The sequence below is a fragment of the Reichenbachiella agariperforans genome, assembly GCF_900142205.1.
GTDB lineage: Bacteria > Bacteroidota > Bacteroidia > Cytophagales > Cyclobacteriaceae > Reichenbachiella > Reichenbachiella agariperforans.
Window position 1 is genome coordinate 25,360 of sequence record NZ_FRAA01000007.1, and the last position, 21,159, is coordinate 46,518.

The 21,159-nt window shown below is 43.1% G+C and carries 20 protein-coding genes and 1 tRNA gene; 10 read left to right on the forward strand and 11 right to left on the reverse strand.

The annotated features are described in order from the left end of the window. Window positions 1–6: 6 nt before the first annotated feature. Window positions 7–1,089 carry an LptF/LptG family permease gene (locus BUB99_RS15930; RefSeq protein WP_317041718.1) on the forward strand — a complete coding sequence of 361 codons (1,083 nt, stop codon included), beginning with the start codon at window positions 7–9 and terminating at the stop codon, window positions 1,087–1,089. Next, window positions 1,086–2,009 (forward strand): DMT family transporter, encoded by a 924-nt coding sequence (locus BUB99_RS15935; RefSeq protein ID WP_245816859.1) that lies wholly within the window; start codon window positions 1,086–1,088, stop codon window positions 2,007–2,009. The genes BUB99_RS15930 and BUB99_RS15935 overlap by 4 nt, the downstream gene beginning before the upstream one ends. A 344-nt stretch (window positions 2,010–2,353) precedes the next feature. On the opposite strand, the gene BUB99_RS15945 is transcribed toward BUB99_RS15935, so the two are convergent. The 4 genes from BUB99_RS15945 to BUB99_RS15960 are packed head-to-tail and all read right to left on the reverse strand — an operon-like array spanning window position 2,354 to window position 5,671. After that, on the reverse strand, window positions 2,354–4,264 hold the full coding sequence (locus tag BUB99_RS15945; protein WP_073124120.1) for a CocE/NonD family hydrolase: 1,911 nt from the start codon (window positions 4,262–4,264) through the stop codon (window positions 2,354–2,356). A gap of 11 nt (window positions 4,265–4,275) precedes the next feature. Further along, window positions 4,276–4,650, reverse strand: a complete 375-nt coding sequence (crcB, locus tag BUB99_RS15950) for a fluoride efflux transporter CrcB (protein ID WP_073124122.1) — start codon at window positions 4,648–4,650, stop codon at window positions 4,276–4,278. After that, window positions 4,647–5,084: a hypothetical protein gene (locus BUB99_RS15955; protein ID WP_073124124.1), complete on the reverse strand. Its 438-nt coding sequence runs from the start codon at window positions 5,082–5,084 to the stop codon at window positions 4,647–4,649. Before BUB99_RS15955 ends, crcB begins: the two co-directional genes overlap by 4 nt. After that, a complete protein-coding gene (locus BUB99_RS15960) occupies window positions 5,081–5,671 on the reverse strand; it encodes an acyl carrier protein phosphodiesterase (RefSeq protein ID WP_073124126.1) in 591 nt (196 codons plus the stop codon). The genes BUB99_RS15955 and BUB99_RS15960 overlap by 4 nt, the downstream gene beginning before the upstream one ends. Before the next feature lie 66 nt (window positions 5,672–5,737). Here BUB99_RS15960 and BUB99_RS15965 point away from each other — a divergent pair, with 66 nt between their 5' ends. Beyond that, a complete protein-coding gene (locus BUB99_RS15965; RefSeq protein ID WP_073124129.1) occupies window positions 5,738–6,133 on the forward strand; it encodes a hypothetical protein in 396 nt (131 codons plus the stop codon). Here BUB99_RS15965 and BUB99_RS15970 read toward each other — a convergent pair. After that, a complete protein-coding gene (locus BUB99_RS15970) occupies window positions 6,123–8,210 on the reverse strand; it encodes a ComEC/Rec2 family competence protein (protein WP_073124131.1) in 2,088 nt (695 codons plus the stop codon). The genes BUB99_RS15965 and BUB99_RS15970 overlap by 11 nt on opposite strands. 57 nt (window positions 8,211–8,267) lie before the next feature. Beyond that, a complete protein-coding gene (locus tag BUB99_RS15975; protein WP_073124133.1) occupies window positions 8,268–9,212 on the reverse strand; it encodes a PhoH family protein in 945 nt (314 codons plus the stop codon). Window positions 9,213–9,286: 74 nt separating this feature from the next. Between BUB99_RS15975 and BUB99_RS15980 the strand changes: the two genes are divergently transcribed. The 3 genes from BUB99_RS15980 to BUB99_RS15990 all read left to right on the forward strand — a co-directional run bounded on the left by BUB99_RS15980 (window position 9,287) and on the right by BUB99_RS15990 (window position 10,542). After that, window positions 9,287–10,060: an SAM hydrolase/SAM-dependent halogenase family protein gene (locus BUB99_RS15980; protein ID WP_073124135.1), complete on the forward strand. Its 774-nt coding sequence runs from the start codon at window positions 9,287–9,289 to the stop codon at window positions 10,058–10,060. After that, window positions 10,057–10,347, forward strand: coding sequence for a putative quinol monooxygenase (locus BUB99_RS15985; RefSeq protein WP_073124138.1), 291 nt, complete (start codon window positions 10,057–10,059; stop codon window positions 10,345–10,347). Before BUB99_RS15980 ends, BUB99_RS15985 begins: the two co-directional genes overlap by 4 nt. Window positions 10,348–10,460: 113 nt before the next feature. Continuing rightward, window positions 10,461–10,542: transfer RNA gene (locus BUB99_RS15990), tRNA-Leu, on the forward strand. 471 nt (window positions 10,543–11,013) lie between these two features. Here BUB99_RS15990 and BUB99_RS15995 read toward each other — a convergent pair. Further along, window positions 11,014–11,472: a hypothetical protein gene (locus tag BUB99_RS15995; protein WP_139281056.1), complete on the reverse strand. Its 459-nt coding sequence runs from the start codon at window positions 11,470–11,472 to the stop codon at window positions 11,014–11,016. 144 nt (window positions 11,473–11,616) lie between these two features. Beyond that, window positions 11,617–13,815, reverse strand: a complete 2,199-nt coding sequence (gene katG, locus BUB99_RS16000; RefSeq protein ID WP_073124142.1) for a catalase/peroxidase HPI — start codon at window positions 13,813–13,815, stop codon at window positions 11,617–11,619. 878 nt (window positions 13,816–14,693) lie between these two features. Between katG and BUB99_RS16005 the strand changes: the two genes are divergently transcribed. From BUB99_RS16005 to araA, 3 genes are all read left to right on the forward strand, one after another. Then, window positions 14,694–16,346, forward strand: a complete 1,653-nt coding sequence (locus BUB99_RS16005; RefSeq protein WP_073124144.1) for a ribulokinase — start codon at window positions 14,694–14,696, stop codon at window positions 16,344–16,346. Beyond that, entirely contained in the window at window positions 16,343–17,044 is a 702-nt protein-coding gene (locus tag BUB99_RS16010; protein WP_073124147.1) for an L-ribulose-5-phosphate 4-epimerase, read from the forward strand. Before BUB99_RS16005 ends, BUB99_RS16010 begins: the two co-directional genes overlap by 4 nt. 73 nt (window positions 17,045–17,117) lie before the next feature. Then, window positions 17,118–18,614 (forward strand): L-arabinose isomerase, encoded by a 1,497-nt coding sequence (araA, locus tag BUB99_RS16015; RefSeq protein WP_073124149.1) that lies wholly within the window; start codon window positions 17,118–17,120, stop codon window positions 18,612–18,614. 19 nt (window positions 18,615–18,633) lie between these two features. Here the strand turns inward: araA and BUB99_RS20460 are convergent, their stop codons facing one another. Further along, window positions 18,634–18,804 (reverse strand): hypothetical protein, encoded by a 171-nt coding sequence (locus tag BUB99_RS20460; RefSeq protein WP_158584206.1) that lies wholly within the window; start codon window positions 18,802–18,804, stop codon window positions 18,634–18,636. An 86-nt stretch (window positions 18,805–18,890) separates the two neighbouring features. Between BUB99_RS20460 and BUB99_RS16020 the strand changes: the two genes are divergently transcribed. Next, window positions 18,891–19,505, forward strand: a complete 615-nt coding sequence (locus tag BUB99_RS16020) for a fumarylacetoacetate hydrolase family protein (RefSeq protein ID WP_073124151.1) — start codon at window positions 18,891–18,893, stop codon at window positions 19,503–19,505. A 62-nt stretch (window positions 19,506–19,567) separates the two neighbouring features. Here BUB99_RS16020 and BUB99_RS16025 read toward each other — a convergent pair whose 3' ends face one another. Continuing rightward, window positions 19,568–19,810 (reverse strand): hypothetical protein, encoded by a 243-nt coding sequence (locus BUB99_RS16025; protein ID WP_073124153.1) that lies wholly within the window; start codon window positions 19,808–19,810, stop codon window positions 19,568–19,570. 191 nt (window positions 19,811–20,001) lie between these two features. Next, window positions 20,002–21,159, reverse strand: coding sequence for an MFS transporter (locus tag BUB99_RS16030; protein ID WP_073124155.1), 1,158 nt, complete (start codon window positions 21,157–21,159; stop codon window positions 20,002–20,004).

Consider the following 21,159-nt stretch of genomic DNA (forward strand, 5'->3'; position numbering starts at 1 on the left):
TAAGGCGTGAAGATCAAACTGTTAGATAAGTATATTTTTAAAAAATTCATGACCACTTTCATCTTCGTGGTAGCCATGTTGGTGGTGGTGATTGTGGTGATTGACTTTACGGAGAAAAACGAGAAGTTCATCAAGAATGAGGTACCTACTGATTTGATCTTCTATTATTACATGAGCTTCATGCCGTGGATTGCTAATCTGATTGCACCGATTACCGTTTTTATCGCAACAGTACTAGTGACGGCAGGAATGGCAGGAAAGACCGAGATAGTAGCGATTCTGGCAGGAGGGATCAGTTTTAGAAGGATGCTTGCGCCTTTTGCTGTGGGATCGATATTGATAGCACTCACGACTTTTTATGTTAATGGGTGGATGATCCCTAATTCCAATAAATACCGGATTGCATTTGAGGTCGAGTACCTCAAAAAACCCTTTTATTTCAATGAAAGAGATATCCATTTTAAAATAGGGCCAGATCAATACCTGTATCTGCAGCGCTATAATAATCGGTCAGAAGTCGGTTATAAAGTGACACTGGAAGAAATCGTAGGGACAGAACTGAAACAAAAACTAACGGCTAGGAAGATGACGTGGGATGACTCTCTCAAAGTCTGGGAATTCAAAAACTGGGAGCTGCGCGAGATTGGTGAGTTTGGTGAGACTTACTCGAAAGGGGATGAAATAGATACGCTGCTGAGTATCACGCCAGAGGATTTTGATAACAAATACCAGCTCAATGAGACGATGAATCTTAATGAACTGAATGACCATATCGCGATGCTCAAGGATCGTGGAGCTGATGATGTAGCAGTCTACGAAATTGAAAAGTATATACGCTACATGTTACCCTTTACGGCGATCATCTTGACGATGATGGGCGTCTCCGTGTCTGCAGAGAAGTCCAGTAGGGGAGGTTCTGGATTTAAGATTGCTTTGGGCTTCTTGATCGCTTTTGTATTCATTATCATGTTTATTTTGGTCAAGGCGATAGCGGAGGCAGGCTCTATGAATCCACTTTTTGCAATCTGGATACCTAATATAATAGGTACGGTTATTACGCTCGTGCTATATCGATTTGTACCGAAATGATGAATGAAGAGTCGCAGATCAAAGCTTATCTACAGCTGCATTTCATTGTGCTGATATGGGGAGCTACAGCCATTTTAGGAAAGCTGATTAGTCTATCTCCGTTAGGAGTGGTTTTTTATCGTACACTGATTTCAGCGATTGCTTTATATGCGATAGTACGGTTTAGAGGTGTTGTGTTCTTACTACCGCGCAAGGAAATTGCAAAAATAGCGGGTACGGGTATCCTGATTGGTTTGCATTGGACTACATTTTTCTTAGCTGCACGGTTATCTAATATTTCGATTTGTTTGGCAGGGATTGCTACCACTTCTTTTTGGACTAGCTTTATTGACCCGTTAGTGAATAGGAGACCGATTAAGTTTTATGAACCTTTGTTAGGTGTGTTATCAGTGGTTGGAATTGTACTTGTGTTCAATTCTTCTTTTGATGAATATCTGGGGCTTTCAGTAGCTATTTTGTCAGCGATTCTAGCAGCGACCTTTACTGTGATCAATGGTCGGTTGATTACCCACCAGAGTCATTATACAATCACGATGTATGAGATGATGGGGGCATGTATGACTACTCTTGTGATCATTCCCATTAGCATGTATTGGGTGGGTGAATCTGCATCGGATCATTTTGTGATGGAGGGGCTGGATGGTGTGTATGTAGCACTATTGAGTCTGCTGTGTACAGTATTTGCTTTTTCGTTAGGCGTCAAACTGATGAAACAGCTCTCAGCATTTTCTATCAATCTGACAATCAATTTGGAGCCAGTTTATGGGATTGTTATGGCAGTGTTGATTTTTAAAGATGATGAGCATATGGGGAATGGTTTTTACTTTGGGACTGCTCTGATCATCCTGTCAGTGTTGCTTTATCCATTGGCTAGAAAGTTGGCTAAGGATAAAAATTTGGATTCCGAAGTATTACAATGAAATATGATTAATCAGATGATAGGTTTCATTATTTGGAGAGGATAATGTCACTTATCTAAGAAATGACTCAGTTCATCGAAGAATGTGTTTGATTCTAGCCAAAAAAACGCTACTTTATAGTACAAATTCCAAAAACCAAACTGACCTAAATACTTTGGTTAAAGCCATCTCTTTTGAGATGGCTTTTTTTTTAAGAGGGAGGAAACCCCTCGTAGCAGAAGCTATGAGGGGCTATAAGTCAGGATGGTTTGTTTATAAGATCTTGTCAAAAGTTTTGTAGTCTGTATTTTCATCCTAGGGATTGACAAAAATGAATTAGAGAATATCTAAAGAAGGTATTTCGGTCATTTGTCATTTTGCAATACACCGATCTTGATATAAGAGGGGTTAGCCCCTGATCGACCTAGATAGTGTTTGGCCTGTACAAAATCGTCTTCTTCCGCTTCGAAGATATTGTCTACATAAGTCTGCGGATTGATATCCATAAGCGGAAACCAAGAGCTTTGCACTTGTACCATGATCCGGTGTCCTTTTTTGAAGGTGTGTAGAACGTCTTGTAGTTTCAACTTCACCGTTTCGTCTTTTTTTGGTGTGAAAGGCTCTGGGTTTTCTAGGCCGTTTCTGAATCTCCCACGGATTGCTTCGCTACGGATCATTTGGTGATAGCCACCCATTATCTTGTCAGGTTGATGTGAGAAGGCTGCATGGTCATTCGGATATACGTCAATGAGTTTTACTACCCAGTCCGCAGCGGTTTGATCCGTCCGTACAACTAAATTAGCTGTGATAGGACCAGCTACAGTAAGGTTTTCTTCGAGAGGAGCTGTCACATAGTACAGCACATCATCACGCGTGATGACAAAACTCTGATCCTCGACCATATACTCTTTCGGTATTCTTAGATTCGGATATTGGGTGAATGGTACTGGGCTGGCAGGGTTACTTTTGAATATATCTACACCGAATTCATTGGCCTTAGGAGGGGTAAATGATAACTCATTTTTCTTTTTGAAGTAGAGCGTATTGTAGCTCAGATTTTCGGGAGGCCACTGATCAAACTTTCTCCATTGGTTCGTTCCTGTCTCGAACATGATCGCTTCTGCCAGTGCTGCATCAGTGTCTTCTTTGAGATGCTTGGAGAAAAAGGGAGTTAAGACTTCATTATTGAAGAATGTAGATGTTTTTTCTCCAAAATAGACATCTCCTAAAAAGTCCCCTTCGGTTCTACGCCATCCACCATGACTCCATGGCCCCATGATGAGCGTGTTGCTGATCTTTGGGTTATTTTTCTCCACCGTCTGATAAATATTGAGCGGCCCATATAGATCTTCTGCATCGTACCATCCCCCGACGGTGAGGACAGCGCAATTTACATTTTTGAGGTGAGGGAGTATACTTCTGTCTTGCCAGAACTGATCATAGTTCGGGTGACTGATGACCTCATTCCAAAACGGTATGCTGTCGTGTAGATAGTTTTTATTGGCCTTGGTCAGTGGTGTCATATTCTGATAGAAACTGTATCCGTCCTCCGTACCGAAATCAAATCTTGGAGCCCAGTCTTGGGTAGGTCCCTCACGTGGGACGCCAAAGAAGGAAAAGAACCAAAAGGTGTGGGATGGAAAAAAAGCGCCGTTGTGGTGGAAGTCATCAAAAAACCAATCTGCTATAGGCGCTTGAGGGGATACTGCTTTGAGCGCTGGGTGAGAATCAATCATGCCTGCAGCAGTATAGAATCCAGGGTATGAGATACCCCACTGACCGACATTTCCGTTGTTTTTGGTGTTGGCAATGAGCCATTCGATGGTATCGAAGGTGTCTGTGCTTTCGTTGACACGGCGACCATTGACGATACCGTTGTGTGGTGTCATGTTGACGAAATCTCCTTCGGACATGAATTTTCCTCTGACATCCTGATAGACAAAGATGTATTTATCTCTAGTGAGTGCCATGTTAGGCCCTAGATCCATGCGATAGTCTGATTTTTCTATTCCATAAGGTGCGATAGAGTATGGTGTACGAAACAAAATGATTGGATACTCACCGCCATCATTGGGAGTGTAGACAGCAGTGAATAGCTTGGTTCCATCACGCATCGGTATTTCGACTTCTAATTTGTCATAGTTGTTGACGATAAACAGAGAATCGGTCTCATTGCGTACAGGGTTATAGGTTTCTTTTTCGGTTTCGCATGAAGAGAAAAAGATCACAGAGCCTATCAGCCAAAATAAAATGTTTTGAATTGGAGTTGTTTTCATGAGGTCAATCGTTATGCAATGAGTAGTCTGCCAATATACCATCCAGCGAATGCAGCTAATAGTCCAAAGACCAGACTGATCGCCATATATAGCAGTGCGGTATTGATGTTGTTATTAATAAGGTAATTTAAATTTTCTATCCCGAATGTAGAGAAAGTGGTGAAACCACCGCAGAAGCCTGTGGTCAGCAGTAGAAAGTATTCCTTGTCTAGTTTGGTAGCACTATGCACGAGAACCCCAAGGATAAAACATCCGATAAGGTTAACCGCCAAGGTGCCTACTGAAGAAAAGCCTGGGAACCATTTGACAAATACCTGTGCTAATAAAAAACGACCTATACTACCTAAGAATCCTCCAATACCAACAAAAAGAGCGAGTTTGATCATGCTTCTAATTTTTTCAGTTTCTTCTTCATATACCTCAGTACTTTGTCAAAGTCGGTGTTTTCCTGCTTACTTAGCCCAAATTCTTTTCCTGACTTGAGTCTCCATGTGACTTCTTCGTATTGTCCTCCATAAGTTTTGATAGAGCTATGACTCCATTTTTCGATATCCTTTGCGTCGAAACGAAGGCGACTAAACCTAAAAGGCATTTTGAGATCGAATTTTTCTTTGCCGATGCGCATGTATTTTAGCCCTGTTAACACTTTGAGGAGTACGACGACACCAATTGGCCCAGAGGTATAAATGAGGATATACCAACCCGTTTTGCTATCCGATTCGGTGATATTCAATAGGCCATAGATCAATGCCCCGAACGCTAGGACAAGAAATATACTAATAGAAAATAGGGTTGTAACTTTTGGTTTAGATATGATCATACCACTTCTAATTGAGTGGTAAAATTATGGATATGATCAATAATTTCTTTGAAAAACACATCAAATTCTTTTTCGAGTAATGTATAATCCTTCTTAAGGTTGATTGTGGCACGCTCCATACCTGATTCGAAGGGGGTACGTTGGGACATGCCCGTTAATGCAGATTGGAGCCCTTCGATATATTGATAGTTATATAACCAGTTTCCTCTTTTCATGTGATGGAGGAGGTAATTGGCCTTCTCAGGGATTAACACTTTGTTCTTTTCAAATAAGGTGTAATGTCGTGCAGCGTAGTTTTGTAAGGTCTCATTCGAATAGCGACTCCAGTTTTTGGCTAAGATATGATCGTAGTACATGTCCATAATCACTCCAGAGTAATGGCGGTATTCAGATAGCCGCCTCTTGCCCTGTCTGACCAATAGGTGTTGGTCAGTAAATGAATCTATCTCTCTGTGAATCAGTATGCCTTTTTGGATTTCAGGACTATAGTCTAGGACTTTTTTTCCTTTGACAAAATCAGCAATGACATTGCCAATAGTGATGGATTCGTCACCAAAAGAGAGGAAGATATGCGCGAGGTAATTCATTGTGGGGTTAATATAAAGCTTTTCACTTGATTGGTTATATTTGTCAGGTAGCATAAAAATCTAATCATGTCAGACATTCACCTTAATATCCTCATTCAGCTCGCTAAGATTGATGGAATCGTAGTGCAAGAAGAAATCGATCTGATCAATGAAGTAGGTAAGGCTAATGGGTTGACAGAAGAGGAGATTATGGCTTTTTATGATCAAGAGATGACGCTAGAAAACCTGTCGGAGCTCAAAGATGATGAAAAGTATGAATTGATTTACTCAGTAGTGCAGTTGATGAAAATCGACGGCAAACTCTACAACGAAGAGATTAAATACTGTGCTAAGATGGCTGCTCGTCTTGGTTATGATGAGAACGTTTTGTTCGAACTCATGCTTAAGATATATGCAGACCCAGATCTTTGTGCTGACAAAGAATCACTGAAAAAGGAGATCCAAAAATTTCTTATTTCTTAAGCATGTAAGACTCGTCCAGCATAGAACGATAGGCAATATTGAGTTGCTTTGCTTCTTTTTCTAGTTTACGAATCAGTCCTCTACGATTCGAGTTGGATAGTATCACTTCTTTAAACTCGAAATATTTATCAACTGTTTCTAGACTGCTCAAAGCATTTTTTTCGAGAACCAAGTAGTCTGTTTCTAACTTGAAGCGAATCTTTTGAGACTGGAGTTTTTCCGTTAGGAATATGAACTTCTCGTCATTTATAATTTGTGCATAAATACCCGAATCTATCATGTTCTGAGGTTGAGAGATTAAAGTATAACCTGTCAGTTCAGGTAAGCCTTTGTGCAGACGGTTGGGGTTAATCTGATAGGCAAGTAGTTCATGGTCACTGACCGAGTCTAGTGCATAGAGTTTAGTTTTAAGCCCGTCTATGTGATCAATGGTTCGGTTTTTTCGCGTATGATAGAGGAGTGTCTCTTGGGTGTGGTGTTGTTGATAGATACGCCAACTACCTTCGCAGGCAATCAATAGTATGCAAGACATAATGAGCCATACAAAGCGCATTTTTTTTAATTCAAAAAATGCTATTGCAAAGAGTATAGCTAGATACGTGAGTATTGTCTGAGTACTTGATAGAAATAGCCAGTTTTTTAGACTTCCAGGTAGCAGGTAGATGAAGTCAACGACCCAATTGAGCCACATGATAGTATGTGATAGTATGAAACCAGGCCAAGCTGTTAGGTAAATACTATTCGCTAAAAACATAAACAAGCCCTCGGCCATGATGGCAAAAGCGGCAGGTATAACGACGAGGTTCGAGCCTAAGAAATAGTTAGGGAATTGGTTGAAATAGTAGATGCTAATCGGTGCTGTGGCTACCTGTGCAGCAATAGAAACAGCGGTCAATGACCAGACTTTATCTAAAATCCATAGTCGGGGGCTCCAGAGTTGATAGATTTTGTCATATAGGTAAATAATCCCGATGACGGCTAGATAAGACAACTGAAAACCGACCGAAAATATCTGATTGGGATTGAAAAACAGGAGTATGAAGGCAGAGACAGATATCGAGTTATAGATATTAACTGTGCGATCCATGGACTGTCCTAAGATGATAAGACTAAACATCGTAACTGCACGCAATATAGATGGAGAAAACCCAGTGAGTAAGGCGTAGACCCATAGGACTGTGATGCTAATCACCGGGAGAACGTATTTTTTGAAAGTGGCTGATCGAATCGGTCGAAAAAAGAATAGTAGAATGAAGTGGATGACTCCTACATGAAGGCCTGACACGGCCAAGACGTGCATCGCACCTACTGCTGCATAGGCGGATTTAATGTCTGTGTCGAGCTGATCTTTGATGCCTAAGAGTAGGGCTAGCGCTATGCCTTGTTCTTTAGGGGTAGGAACTGCGGATAGAATGAGGTTTTCGAAATGTTCCCTTAGTCTATATACTGCACCTAGTAGAGGATTGGCCTGATGCTCTTTGAGCAAAATGATGTCTTCGGTAGCAATAAATTGTTGAAAGTATATCTTTCCTATCGCCATATACTCAGCATAATTGAACTCATGGGGATTGTTCGGAGGTGAAATCCGAAATGGAGAATCTTGCAGTGTGATGAGGTCTCCATATTGAAATACACTGGGGTTTAGCGTGTCCTTTTTGACGTAGAGTTGAATGTTCTCTTGCCAAGCGATGATGCTTGAGTCGGTTTTGATGTGTTGTGTTTCGACTTGGTAGATATCATATTTTGCTTTGGATATAGGGTAAGAAGTGATAACACCCGTACTTGCTTGGCATTGGCGAAAAATATCATCACTCTGCTGGACGTGGGATTGGTTATAGTTTAGGTAGCGGTAACTACCGAGTGTAGCGACCAACCCGAGTAGTATACAGCCTATTGTGAGAGTGGTCAGGTGTTTTTTTTCGAACAGGAAAAAAATACTAGTAACCATAAAGGCTATAGTAATCAATAAGACGTGATAAGAGAAACCCCAACTCTGAGGCAATTGAGTTGAGAGCAGTATTCCCAAAATGAATACTGCAGTAATTCTAACAAATGGAAGGTGCGACCATGCAAACATTTCTATCCGAATAAAATGCTGCTGCTACCTCCAATTTAGTAAAAAAAATGGAAACGGTTATTCATTTTCTGAGGCTTTATCATACGCGTCTATAATGTTTTTGACAAGTGCATGTCGCATGACATCTTTTCCATCCAAGGTAACAAAACCAATTCCTTTGACATCTTTTAGAATTCTGATAGATTCTCTCAGTCCTGATTTTTGTTTGGTGGGAAGGTCGATTTGAGACATGTCTCCCGTAATGATGACTTTAGAATTAGGTCCCATGCGTGTCATGAACATTTTGATCTGCATCGGCGTGGTGTTTTGCGCCTCATCGAGTAGAATAAATGCATTGTTGAGCGTACGCCCTCTCATGTAAGCTAGAGGTGCGATTTCTATCACGCCAGTTTCCATGTAGAAACGAAGCTTTTCTGAGGGGACCATGTCGTTGAGCGCGTCATAAATTGGACGTAAATAGGGGTCGATCTTTTCTTTGAGGTCACCTGGTAAAAAACCTAAATTTTCTCCCGCCTCTACTGCAGGACGGGTAATGATGATTTTTTTGACCGATCGATCTTTAAGTGCTTTGACTGCCATAGCCACTGAAATGTAGGTTTTGCCCGTTCCCGCAGGTCCTATCGCAAATACCAAGTCATTCTTTCGAGAACTCAATACGAGCTTTTGCTGGTTCTGAGATTTAGGAGCTATTTTAGAGCCTCTTGTCCCGAATACGAGTACGTCAGACTCTTCTTCTCCAAACACATCACTATCGCTATTGATGAACGAGGAGACGTGGTTTTTGCTGATTTTACCATATTTGTGATAGTGATCAACGAGACCGTTTAGAATTTCATTGATCTTTTTGATCTCAGCCGAAGCGCCTTGGATTCTGATCTCATTGCCACGCGAAATAATCTTCGACTTTGGAAATGCGGTCGCCAATACTTCGATGTTTTCATTCTCGATACCGAGGAATTCGGCCAAAGGAATGTTCTCTAGGGTTATAGTTTTTTCTACCAAATGAAATACCTAATTTGCAGTCAATTTTTACTTTTGTGTACCCAAAATAAACAATTTTTTCTCATTCACTCTCTATGGCCATCGTAACTTTTCTTTCTGATTTCGGGTTGTCGGATCATTACGTGGCTGCTGTCAAAGCAAGTGTGCTGAGAGGGCTGCCAACGGCTGTGATCGTAGATATCTCTCATCAGGTCGAGGTAGGAGATATGGGGCATGCAGCATACTTGCTCTCATCAGTATTTAGAGACTTTCCTGTGGGGACTGTTCATATCATTGGTGTGTCGAATAGCAACGAACGCAGGCCAAGGTCAGTGGTTGTGGAGATAGAAGGCCACTATTTCATAGGAGAAGATTCAGGGGTGTTTTCACTGCTGTCAGAACAGCCAGCTACGCGTATGATTGCTTTGGGTGGAAGTATGGGGACGTTCGCGGCACAGGAGGTGTTTGGCCCTGTCGCGGCACGTTTGGCGAGTGGTGAGGCGTTAGAAGAGGTAGGTACTGAAATCTCAGCTATCAATAAGTACATGCCTACTAGAGCGAAAGCAACCAAGCAGCAGATTGCTGGTAATATTGTTCGAGTTGATCACTATGGTAATTTGATTACCAACATAATGAAGCATGATTTTGAAGCGATCATGCAGATCAATAAATATTGTCCTTATGAAATTAATTTCAGGAGGGAAAAAATCGGAATTATTCATGATCATTTTTTTGATGTTGGGCCAGGAGAGTGTTTCGTGGTTTTTGATTCCTCAGGACGTCTACAAATTGGAATATTGCAAGGGAATGGTTCTGAGCTATTAGGACTAATGGTCAACGATCAAGTGTTTTTAGATTTTAAGATATGATAGTAAGGTTGGTGAAACTAACGATCGCAATAGATCGAGTGGAGGATTTCAGAGCATTGTTTGCGGCATACCATGATGATATAGCGGGTTTTCCCGGCTGTCGTTCGGTGGAGTTGTTACAGGATCTACATGAACCGAATGTGTTTGTGACGCATAGTCACTGGGATTCGGAGGAGGAACTTAACGCGTATCGTCAGTCTGTTATTTTTGGTAGAATCTGGCCTGCTACCAAACTGCTATTTGCTGCCCCAGCAGAGGCTCGTTCATTTGAGGTGAAAATAAAATAGCTGGATTTTCATTTGGCTATTGTGTTAATAAAAAACTTTAAATATGTTTGCGTCCCGTTTGAAAGAGAGCGGGCCATTCCGCAAGAAAATGAAGTAGTCATTTCGAAGAATATGCCCAGGTGGCGGAATTGGTAGACGCGTTGGTCTCAAACACCAATGGCTTAGGTCGTGCCGGTTCGATTCCGGCCCTGGGTACATGTAAGCAGTTAAAGCCTTGTAAATCAATGATTTGCAAGGCTTTTTTGTTTAGGTCACGTTATAGGTCATGTTGTTGAAGAAAAACTAATTAGTTATATTAAAATAATATAGATATGACACTTACTTCAAGTGTTCTTTTCTCAATTAAAAACTCAATAAATAGACAGATTTTGGGACACCAATTTCGCAATAAGCCTTTGAATGCATACAGAAAAAGTACCCTAAAATCATGAGAAGAGTAGCTATTTGGGATGAGCAGAACCAACAAACCCTTTGATCACCCGCCTAATTTACCCACCAGTTCATACAGGGGGATTTGTTCTAGTAATATCAGGGAAGGCTACAAAACTAAAGAATATTTAGTCAATAAAAAGTATGATGGTTCTGGGATTGATTAAGTGTAAGCTAGCTGTTAATCAGTTGGTTGTAAGTTTTTTGTTTTAAGTAATTTATGATAATCAAAAAAGCTCAATTCACATGTGTTTCACTGTGGAGAATCCTCATGGCCAGAGAGAAAGTGTCCTTGGTGAGGGTTTGAAAAGAGGCTAGGTTCTTATGTTCTACTAGTAGCATTCGTTTGATGCGACACTTATTGATAAGGTATTCATCGCATGCCAGAATCATTTGTGTTATGGTATTGTTGGGGTCGTCGCTATAGATACTGTCTAAAAAAGCCTGTTTGTATTGTCGGTAGTAGTATCTGTTTGTGGATAGATGGTTAATTGATTGAAAGTATTTCGTAAGTGATTTTTTATCTCCTGCATGCGTTATCAAGTCTTTTGGGTCCAGAGTTATGGGATTGATGTTGGCGTATAATGACCACAGCTTTAGGATAGAAGTATTGTTAGGAGTGGGGCTATGGTAGAAGAAGTCAGATCTGAATTTGGTAGATATAATGGTGACGTTGCCCGAGGTGAGTGCGCGCATTAGAGATTTGAAATCCGACAGGTATTGCCGATTTAGAAAGAGGCTGCTAGCACTCTGTCTCACTATAGTCATCAGTTGTATCATAGTCATGCAATGAAGCGAGAGGTTGCCAACGCAACCTCTCGTCATGTTTTCCTATTGGAATCAATCCAAATCAAAGCGGTCTAGGTTCATAACCTTGCTCCATGCTGCGACAAAGTCCTTGACGAACTTGTCTTTTGAATCCTCACAACCATAAACTTCAGCCATGGCTCGGAGTTCTGAGTTTGATCCGAAAACTAGATCTACACGGGTTCCAGTCCATTTGATACTACCAGTGGTAATGTCTCTGCCTTCGAAAATTCCTTCTTTACTACTTTCCTTCCATACAGTACGCATATTCAGTAAGTTGACGAAAAAATCATTGGTGAGTACTCCTGGTCGGTCGGTCAAGACGCCATGTTTAGACTGGTCATAGTTGGTGTCTAGTACCCGCATGCCTCCAATCAGGACGGTTAGCTCTGGAGCAGTAAGAGTCAGTAGTTGTGCTTTGTCGATTAGCAGTTCTTCGGCAGAGACAGCGTATTGTTTTTTCTGGTAGTTGCGAAAGCCGTCTGCTAAAGGTTCTAAGAATGCAAAAGACTCGACTTCTGTCTGCTCCTGTGTTGCATCCATTCTTCCTGGAGAGAACGGAACTGTCAGCGTATGTCCAGCATCTTTAGCTGCTTTTTCAACTGCAGCACATCCGCCTAGGACGATTACATCGGCTAGTGAGACTTTTTTACCAGAGTTATTAAACTCCTGCTGTACACTTTCTAGTTTGTTCAGTACTATAGATAATTCTGCTGGATTATTAGCCTCCCAGTATTTTTGTGGTGCAAGCCTGATCCGCGATCCGTTCGCACCACCACGCATGTCAGAGCCACGGTATGTGGAGGCAGAAGCCCACGCCGTGGTAACTAGTTGTGAGATCGATAGTCCTGAATCTAGAATTTTGTTTTTGAGCGTAATTATATCCTGATCACTGATCAACGGATGATCAACGGCTGGGATCGGGTCCTGCCAGATAAGTTCTTCGGCGGGTACTTCTGGCCCTAAAAAGCGAACTCTAGGCCCCATATCTCTGTGTGTCAGTTTGAACCAAGCTCTCGCAAATGCATCTGCAAATTCGTCAGGATTTTCATAGAACCGTCGAGATATTTTCTCATAGGCTGGATCATATCGAAGCGATAAATCTGTCGTGAGCATAGTGGGAGCTTGTTTCTTGGATGAGTCAAAAGCATTAGGTATGATGTCGTCAGCATTTTTGGCAATCCATTGGCTGGCTCCAGCGGGGCTTTTGGTGAGTTCCCACTCATAGCCGAATAGGTTTTCGAAGAAGTTGTTGCTCCATTGAGTAGGAGTGGTGGTCCATGTTACTTCTGGCCCTCCAGTGATTGCGTCAGCGCCTATGCCTGAACCGTGGGTACTCCTCCAGCCTAGACCTTGCTCTTCGATACCCGCTCCTTCGGGTTCTGCACCTACGAGTCCTGCATCTCCTGCACCGTGTGTCTTACCAAAACTGTGTCCACCTGCGATGAGTGCGACGGTTTCTTCATCATTCATGGCCATTCTGCCAAAAGTTTCTCGGATATCCTTAGCAGCAGCGATCGGGTCTGGATTACCGTTTGGACCTTCAGGGTTGACATAGATAAGTCCCATTTGTACTGCGGCTAGAGGATTTTCTAGGTTGCGCTCCCCTGTATAGCGTTTGTCATCAAGCCACGTGGTTTCTGCACCCCAGTATATATCGTTTTCGGGTTCCCAAACATCTTCACGCCCTCCTGCAAAACCGAAAGTTTGGAATCCCATAGATTCTAGTGCGACATTACCTGTCAAAATCATGAGGTCTGCCCATGATATTTTGCGTCCATACTTTTGTTTGATAGGCCAGAGAAGCCTGCGGGCTTTGTCTAGGTTGGCATTGTCTGGCCAGCTGTTAAGCGGCGCAAAGCGCTGAGATCCACTGCCTCCTCCTCCACGACCATCTCCAGCGCGGTAGGTGCCTGCACTGTGCCAAGCCATTCGGATAAATAGCGGGCCATAGTGGCCAAAATCTGCTGGCCACCAATCTTGCGAATCAGTCATCAAGTCCGTAAGGTCTTTTTTGATGGCTGTTAGATCGAGACTCTCGAATGCTTGTTTGTAATCAAACCCTGAATCCATTGGGTCGGACAGTGAGGAGTGTTGTCGGAGGAGATTTATTTTTAGTTGATTGGGCCACCAGTCTTGGTTTTTATGACCACTACCAGCTCCATGAGCTAGTGTCCCATGCATAAACGGACATTTGCCTTCCCCATCCGAGTTTGAATGATTGTTTTCCATTGTGAGGTGTTTTAATGGTTGTAGTTTAGATGTAAATAAGAACCCATAGTTTGCAATCGTGTCAGATTCAAATCTATGAGAACTCTCTTTCTGTTAATTTACAGAATATTCATTGTTTTAGAAAGGTATATGAAGGTGCTGGCACGAATTAATTTTTCATAAAGAGACCAATACTAATTATTGTGGGAGGCAATATGAAAATTGACTAATTGAAAAGTTAATGTGGTAGTGTAGTATTAATTGGTATGATTTGGCCCCTATTTACGACTGTGCATATCAATCCTGATTCCAAATTGAACGTTGGAGTAGTATTAATGTATTTTGGCTAGATGATAGGCTAGCCATCATCTAATTAAGTGTATTGTTGCGGAGTTATGATGTCAGGGTCTGTAGCGACGAGGGGGCTTTTCTCGTTTTTGAATCTTTTTGGAGCGTTTGCCTTTTTTCTTGTCTAATGAACGGGCGTGTGGGAGGTCCATCCATGCACTTTGTGGTTTGTGTGCGACGCATGCGCTTAAGGAAGAGAGCATATAAATAGCGATTATCCCAATCCATAGACGGATATTTGATTTAAAAATTCTCATAGCTGCTGTTTTAAAATATTACTTATCCAATAATATTTTGTAATATTATTATAGTATTTATGATTTACCTTTCTTAATCTGGTATTATCTCATGTTTAAGTCGGTGTTACGACGAAATAAAATCAAAATCTCCAGCCTTATCTTGATTTAGACTGTCTGAGTCATCAGTACTATTTCTTGCGTTTTAGTTCATCAAATTTCTTTTAAAATTTATAAGTGTAAAATAGACACTTTATTAAAAGTTGCTATATTTGTCTAGTAAGTGTGAATCGTACACGAATTAAAAAGCAGAGAATGAAAGGACAACAATATACCATAGGACTAGACTTTGGTTCTGACAGTGTCAGGGCGTTGGTCGTCAATGTGGAGACTGGCGAAGAAGTAGCGACTGCCGTGTGCAACTACCCGAGATGGGCAGAGGGGCAATATTGCATTCCGCATGACAACCAGTTTAGACAGCACCCGCTCGACTACATAGAAGCCATGACAGATGTAATCACTCGATCCATGTTAGAAGCAGGATCAGCAGTGAGTCAAAATGTAATTGGTATCGGGGTAGATACTACGGGTTCTACACCCGTGCCAGTTGACGCAGCAGGGACACCTCTCGCGCTTAAGTCCGAGTTTGCAGAGAACCCTAACGCGATGTTTCACCTCTGGAAAGACCATACGGCACTACAAGAGGCTACCGAAATCAACGCTATCAATGCGCAATCCAACGAAGACTATCTTAAGTATGTCGGAGGTATCTACTCTTCTGAGTGGTACTGGGCCAAAATAGCACATACCAACCGTGTCGATCCTGTCGTCAAATCGGCTGCTTATACTTGGGTCGAGCACTGTGATTGGATACCTTTTCTTCTTACAGGAGGAAACAAGGCCGAGGATTTGAAACGTAGCGTATGCGCTGCAGGGCACAAGGCTCTCTGGCACAAAGACTACCATGGTGTACCACCCAAAAGCTACTTGACACAGATCGATTCGAGCTTTGCGGAGTACCGTACGGAGCTTCTGGAAAAAACGTATAGTTCAGACGAAACCGTCGGACAATTGACAGGCGAATGGGCGGATAAACTCGGTCTTTCTACGGATGTGGTCGTTGCAGTGGGGGCATTCGATTGTCACATGGGAGCTGTTGGTGGTGAGATCGAGCCAGGCTACCTCAGCAAAATCGTCGGGACTTCTACTTGCGATATCATGGTAGCTCCTTTGGAGGCCAAAGAGCACCTTGTCAAAGGAATATGCGGGCAAGTCAACGGGTCAGTGATCCCTAACATGCTCGGTCTGGAAGCGGGACAATCTGCTTTTGGAGATGTCTATGCGTGGTTCAAGCGACTGTTGCTCTGGCCCGTAGAGCACATGAGTACGGAGTTGAAGGAGCAATATGCTACAGAACTGGATGATAAAATCATCCCCGCCCTCGCAGAAGCTGCAGCACAATTAGAAACAACTGCCAATGACCCGGTAGCACTCGATTGGATGAATGGACGCAGAACTCCGGACGCCAATCAAGCACTCAAAGGTGTACTCTCTGGTATCAATCTCGGCACAGACGCGCCACGATTATTCAAGAGTCTGGTCGAAGCGACATGCTTTGGTGCGAAACGCATCTCGGATCGCTTTGCAGACGAGGGAGTCGAAATCAAAGGCGTCATCGCGCTCGGTGGGATCGCCAAGAAGTCCAAACTCGTGATGCAGACGCTCTCTGATGTCATGCAGATGCCCATCAAAGTGGCTAGCTCAGAGCAGACTTGTGCTCTAGGAGCGGCGATGTTTGCGGCAGTCGCAGCAGGCAAATATGAGAAAGTAGAACAAGCGATGAAGGCCATGGGGGGTGGTTTTGAGAAGACCTATCAGCCCAATGCGGACAAAGCAGAAGTCTATGCACAGCTGTACGTAAAGTACTGCCAGCTAGGAGAATCAATCGAAAAAATAACCATGCAATGAGCCCATATCAGAAAATAAAACAAGAAGCCTACGACGCTAACATGCAGTTGCCTCAACTGGGATTGGTGCTGTTCACTTTTGGCAATGCCAGTGCTGTTGACAGAGACAAGAAGGTTTTTGCGATCAAGCCTAGTGGGGTGCCTTACGAAGACTTGAAAGTCGAGGACATGGTGATTGTTGATTTTGAGAACAACATCATAGAAGGCAGCATGAGACCGTCGTCCGATACCAAAACACACGCTGTATTATATAAAAATTGGGAAAACATCGGCGGGATCGTGCATACGCACTCGACACATGCTACGGCTTGGGCGCAGACCCAACTGGACATTCCGATCTATGGGACGACCCATGCGGATCACTTGGCATTTGATATTCCTTGTGCTCCTGTGATGACTGACGAGATGATCGAAGGAGACTATGAGTACGAGACGGGGTTTCAGATCATGGATTGCTTCAAAGATAAAAGTATCACACCAGAAGAAGTGCCGATGGTAATCGTCGCGAATCATGCGCCATTCACTTGGGGCAAGGATGTAAAAAAAGCCGTGTACCACTCTGCTGTATTGGAAGAAGTTGCCAAGATGGCATGGATCACCAAGACGATTAATCCCGAAGCACCACGTCTCAAGGAGTCACTCAAAAAGAAACACTACGAGCGCAAACACGGCAAAGGAGCTTATTACGGTCAGTCATAATTTGGGTGTGTTTTGAGACCTTGGTCTGTATACCACAGCCTTAGCAATAGTTATAAAAGAAACGATTAACACGATGATATCAATAGAACAAAATAAAGTATGGTTCGTCACAGGGTCTCAGCACCTCTATGGACCAGAGACGCTCAAGCAAGTAGCGACGCATTCAGAAGAGATTTCTAAGTCTCTGAATGCCCACGGTAAGATTCCGGTACAAATTGAATACAAAGGAGTAGTAACAACTCCAGAAGAGATCAAAAAAATATGTTTAGAATCTAACAATGCAGACGATTGTGTGGGTTTGATCTTTTGGATGCACACTTTCTCTCCTGCGAAAATGTGGATCGGTGGATTGAAAGTACTCAACAAGCCCTTCTTGCACCTTCATACACAGTTCAATGCGGAGATTCCATGGTCGACTATAGACATGGATTTTATGAATCTAAACCAATCCGCTCACGGTGACCGTGAATTTGGATTTATTTGTTCTCGCTTGGGTATCCAACGCAAAGTAGTCGTTGGACACTGGCAAGACGAGCGTGTCGTAGAGCAAATCAACGTATGGACGCGTGTGGCCAGCGCACATCAGGATGCTCAGTCAGGCAAAGTAGCTCGTATCGGTGACAACATGCGCCAGGTAGCTGTGACCGAAGGAGACAAAGTAGAAGCACAAATTAAGTTTGGCTATGAAGTACATGGCTATGGCGTGGGGGATGTCGTAGCGCACATCGAGTCAGCTACTGATGATCAGGTGAAGGCTTTGATTCAGGAATATGAAGAGACTTACATCATGCAAGATGTATTGAAATTAGGTGGAGCACAGAGACAGTCATTAGAAGATGCAGCAAAGATCGAGATAGGTCTGAGAAGTTTCTTTAAGGAAGGAGGGTTCACAGCCTTTACCGATACATTCGAAAACCTACATGGCATAAAACAACTTCCAGGTATCGCTGCACAGCGACTGATGGCTGATGGCTTTGGGTTCGCTGGTGAGGGAGACTGGAAAACAGCTGCTCTCACACGTACGATGAAGGTCATGGCTGCCGGTATGGGAGGGGGCAACTCATTCATGGAGGATTATACCTATCACTTCACTCCTGAGAAGGATTTGGTACTCGGTTCGCACATGTTGGAGATCTGTCCATCTATCAGCGCTGAGAAAGTAAAATGTGAAGTACACCCGCTCGGAATTGGTGGAAAAGAAGACCCGGTTCGTTTGGTATTCAATGCAGCTGGTGGCAAAGCCCTCAATGCATCTGTAGTAGACATGGGAGGCCGTATGCGCATGATTGTCAACAACGTGGAAGGCATCGAGCCTACACAAGACCTGCCACACTTGCCTACGGCTCGTGTACTGTGGGATGCCAAACCAAACCTTGAGATCGCTGCACAAGCATGGATCTTGGCTGGTGGCGCACACCACACCGTTTATAGTCAAAACCTAGGCAATGAATACTTAGAAGACTATGCCGATATGGTAGATCTGGAAATCGTGACCATCGATGAAAACACGAACATTCGTGATTTCAAAAGCACGCTCCAGCACAACAACGTCTACCGACAAGTAAAATAGAGTTTTAGTAATTAGTAATTCATAGTTTAAAGAGGTGCTTGTAGAGGTGCCTCTTTTTTTGATTAGGGCTATGGTTTTCAATTGTTTCAGTTTCGATGGACTCGATCTGTTTTTCTTTCAAGATGAAGTCTTTGGTGTATTGATTGACATCTTTGTTGTTCTTTGTTGGTAAAGTGGTTTTTACTTCCATGAAAACAAATAAAGCAGAGAATAATATGTGTTCAATTGCAGGAATCGGATAGTCGTCTATTTTTGTGAAAAACTAAAAACAAGACTATGATTATCATCGGAATAGGCAAAAACTATGTGAATACGCTGGAGGAAATGCCATCGCCCAAATGGGCTCCTATTATTTTTACCAAACCTGAAACTACGCTGTTGACTGACAATGCTGCTTTTGAAATTCCAGCAGTCTCTCAGAATGTAGCCTACGAGGTTGAGCTCGCTTTTAAAATCTCTAAGCAAGGTAAAAATATAACGGAAGCAGAAGCATTGTCGCACGTAGACGAAGTGGCTGTTTCGATTGATTTTACGGCAAAGGACGTGTTGTCACAAAGTCGCGAAGGAAAGGGACCATGGGCATTGGCCAAGGGGTTTGATGGCGCTACGCCGATTTCAGGCTTTTTGCCACTGTCGCAGTTTGCTGACATTGATAACATCAATTTTGCGTTAGATCTCAATGGGGAGCGTGTACAGACAGGTCATTCTTCGCTTATGGTTTACAAACTGCCAGAAATTATCGCGCATGTGTCGCAGTATATGACGCTCAACCCAGGAGATATCATCTTGTCAGGAACACCCGCACATGGCGTAGGAGCGGTGAAAGCAGGCGACAAGCTCGTCGCTACTTTGGAGGGAGAGAGTTTACTAGCGTTTGACGTGAAAGGATAAAGCATCAATGACGCTAGAGGTACGTCGAAAGTACTCTAGCGTCAGTTTTTTGTCATACCGATCTACAACACATCAGCGACGACTTGTAGGCAATATCTGTGAGGGGGGCGTTTCCAGGTTTTGTTACCGTTGATGCGGTAATAGCTGTACCTGTTAGCCAGTGGTTTTACTTCATAGGATAGGGAGCCTACATCTGAAGATTTTCTCTCTGTTTCTAAGGTAACTACGAAATCTTCATTTATCTGCAAATCATATTTGGACAGATCTAGTGTTAGCCAACCTTCTTTGATCGATTGAGATTGCATGATGGGTAATATGTCTTAGAATTTTAACGTGACTGTACCTTTACTATCTCCTTTTAGCTTCGTCTGCATAAACGATAAAAGCGCTATTAGGGAATCCTATGAGAAAGAACTACAAAGAATAATACAGTCTGCCCGATGTGAGGGATACCTCGATCTCATGTCGGGGTGATGAGGGTAGTTCAGTTCGATGATTAACCTTGCCGCTTAACCGCGTGAAAGTACATCAGCGAAACGGGAAGAATCAATAGACCCATCAAGGCAAAGAAGAGAAAGGACACTTGCAACCCAAACGCCTCGGATATAAAACCTATCAAGGGAGGGCCAAATAACATACCAACCACACTGTAGCTCGATATGATAGAGATAGCCATGCCTGCGGAGTATTTTTTGGAATCCCCAGCCATCAGAAAAGTAGTTGGGATCACGACTGCAGTACCCATACCGACTACTGAAAAACCAATCATAGCTGGTATGAGGTTTGGGAGGAGTACAGCGAGGAGTATGCCTCCGACGATGAGTAATGAACTCCCTATGTAGATTTTTTTGTTGTCTATGTGAGCGATTAGTTTGTCTAAGAGTAGTCTGGCTATCGTCATACAGATCATGAAAGTGAAATAGCCTGCGGTATAGACTTCTACGTTGACGATGTCTTTGAAATACACACCGCTCCAGTCAAACATCCCTCCCTCACAGAACGAAGCGAGTAATATCAGTACACCCAGTAGAAACAGTGGTTTGTCTGGCTTGCCCATTTTGATTTTAGAGCCTTCGGTAGCACGATCTCCTGAGGGTAACCACGGGTAACACACGATCGCAAAAATACCGATGCATACAGAGGTCCAGATGAGGTGGGTATGCATAGGGACGTCTAAGGCGATCATCAGAGACGTGAGCCCTACAGCGAGTATCCCACCAAAACTCCACATGGCGTGAAAAGAGCCATTGATCGGTTTGGCGTAGGATTTTTGTAGAATCACAGCTTGTGTATTCATGGCTATGCCTCCTACACGAAATGCCAGCGCCATGAAAAACAATGAGCTGCCTAATGCGATGAGGTTGCTACTGATGCCGATACATGCCAGCGCGATAGATTGGGCGATCATGGCGACTATCAGCGGTACTTTGTTGTCGAAGCTCCGCAGTATCCAGCTACTCGCAGCGAGCCCTAGTAGAGAACTGATGGGCATAACGAGTAGTAGTGTACCCATCTGCGCATCATTGATATCCATGGCAGCCTTGATGTCTGGGATACGTGAGGCCCACGAGGCAAGGTTGATGCCATGGATCAAAAAGAAGATACTAACCGCAGCGCGAGAGCTGTGGGGAGATTGAGTAGATATATTATTCAT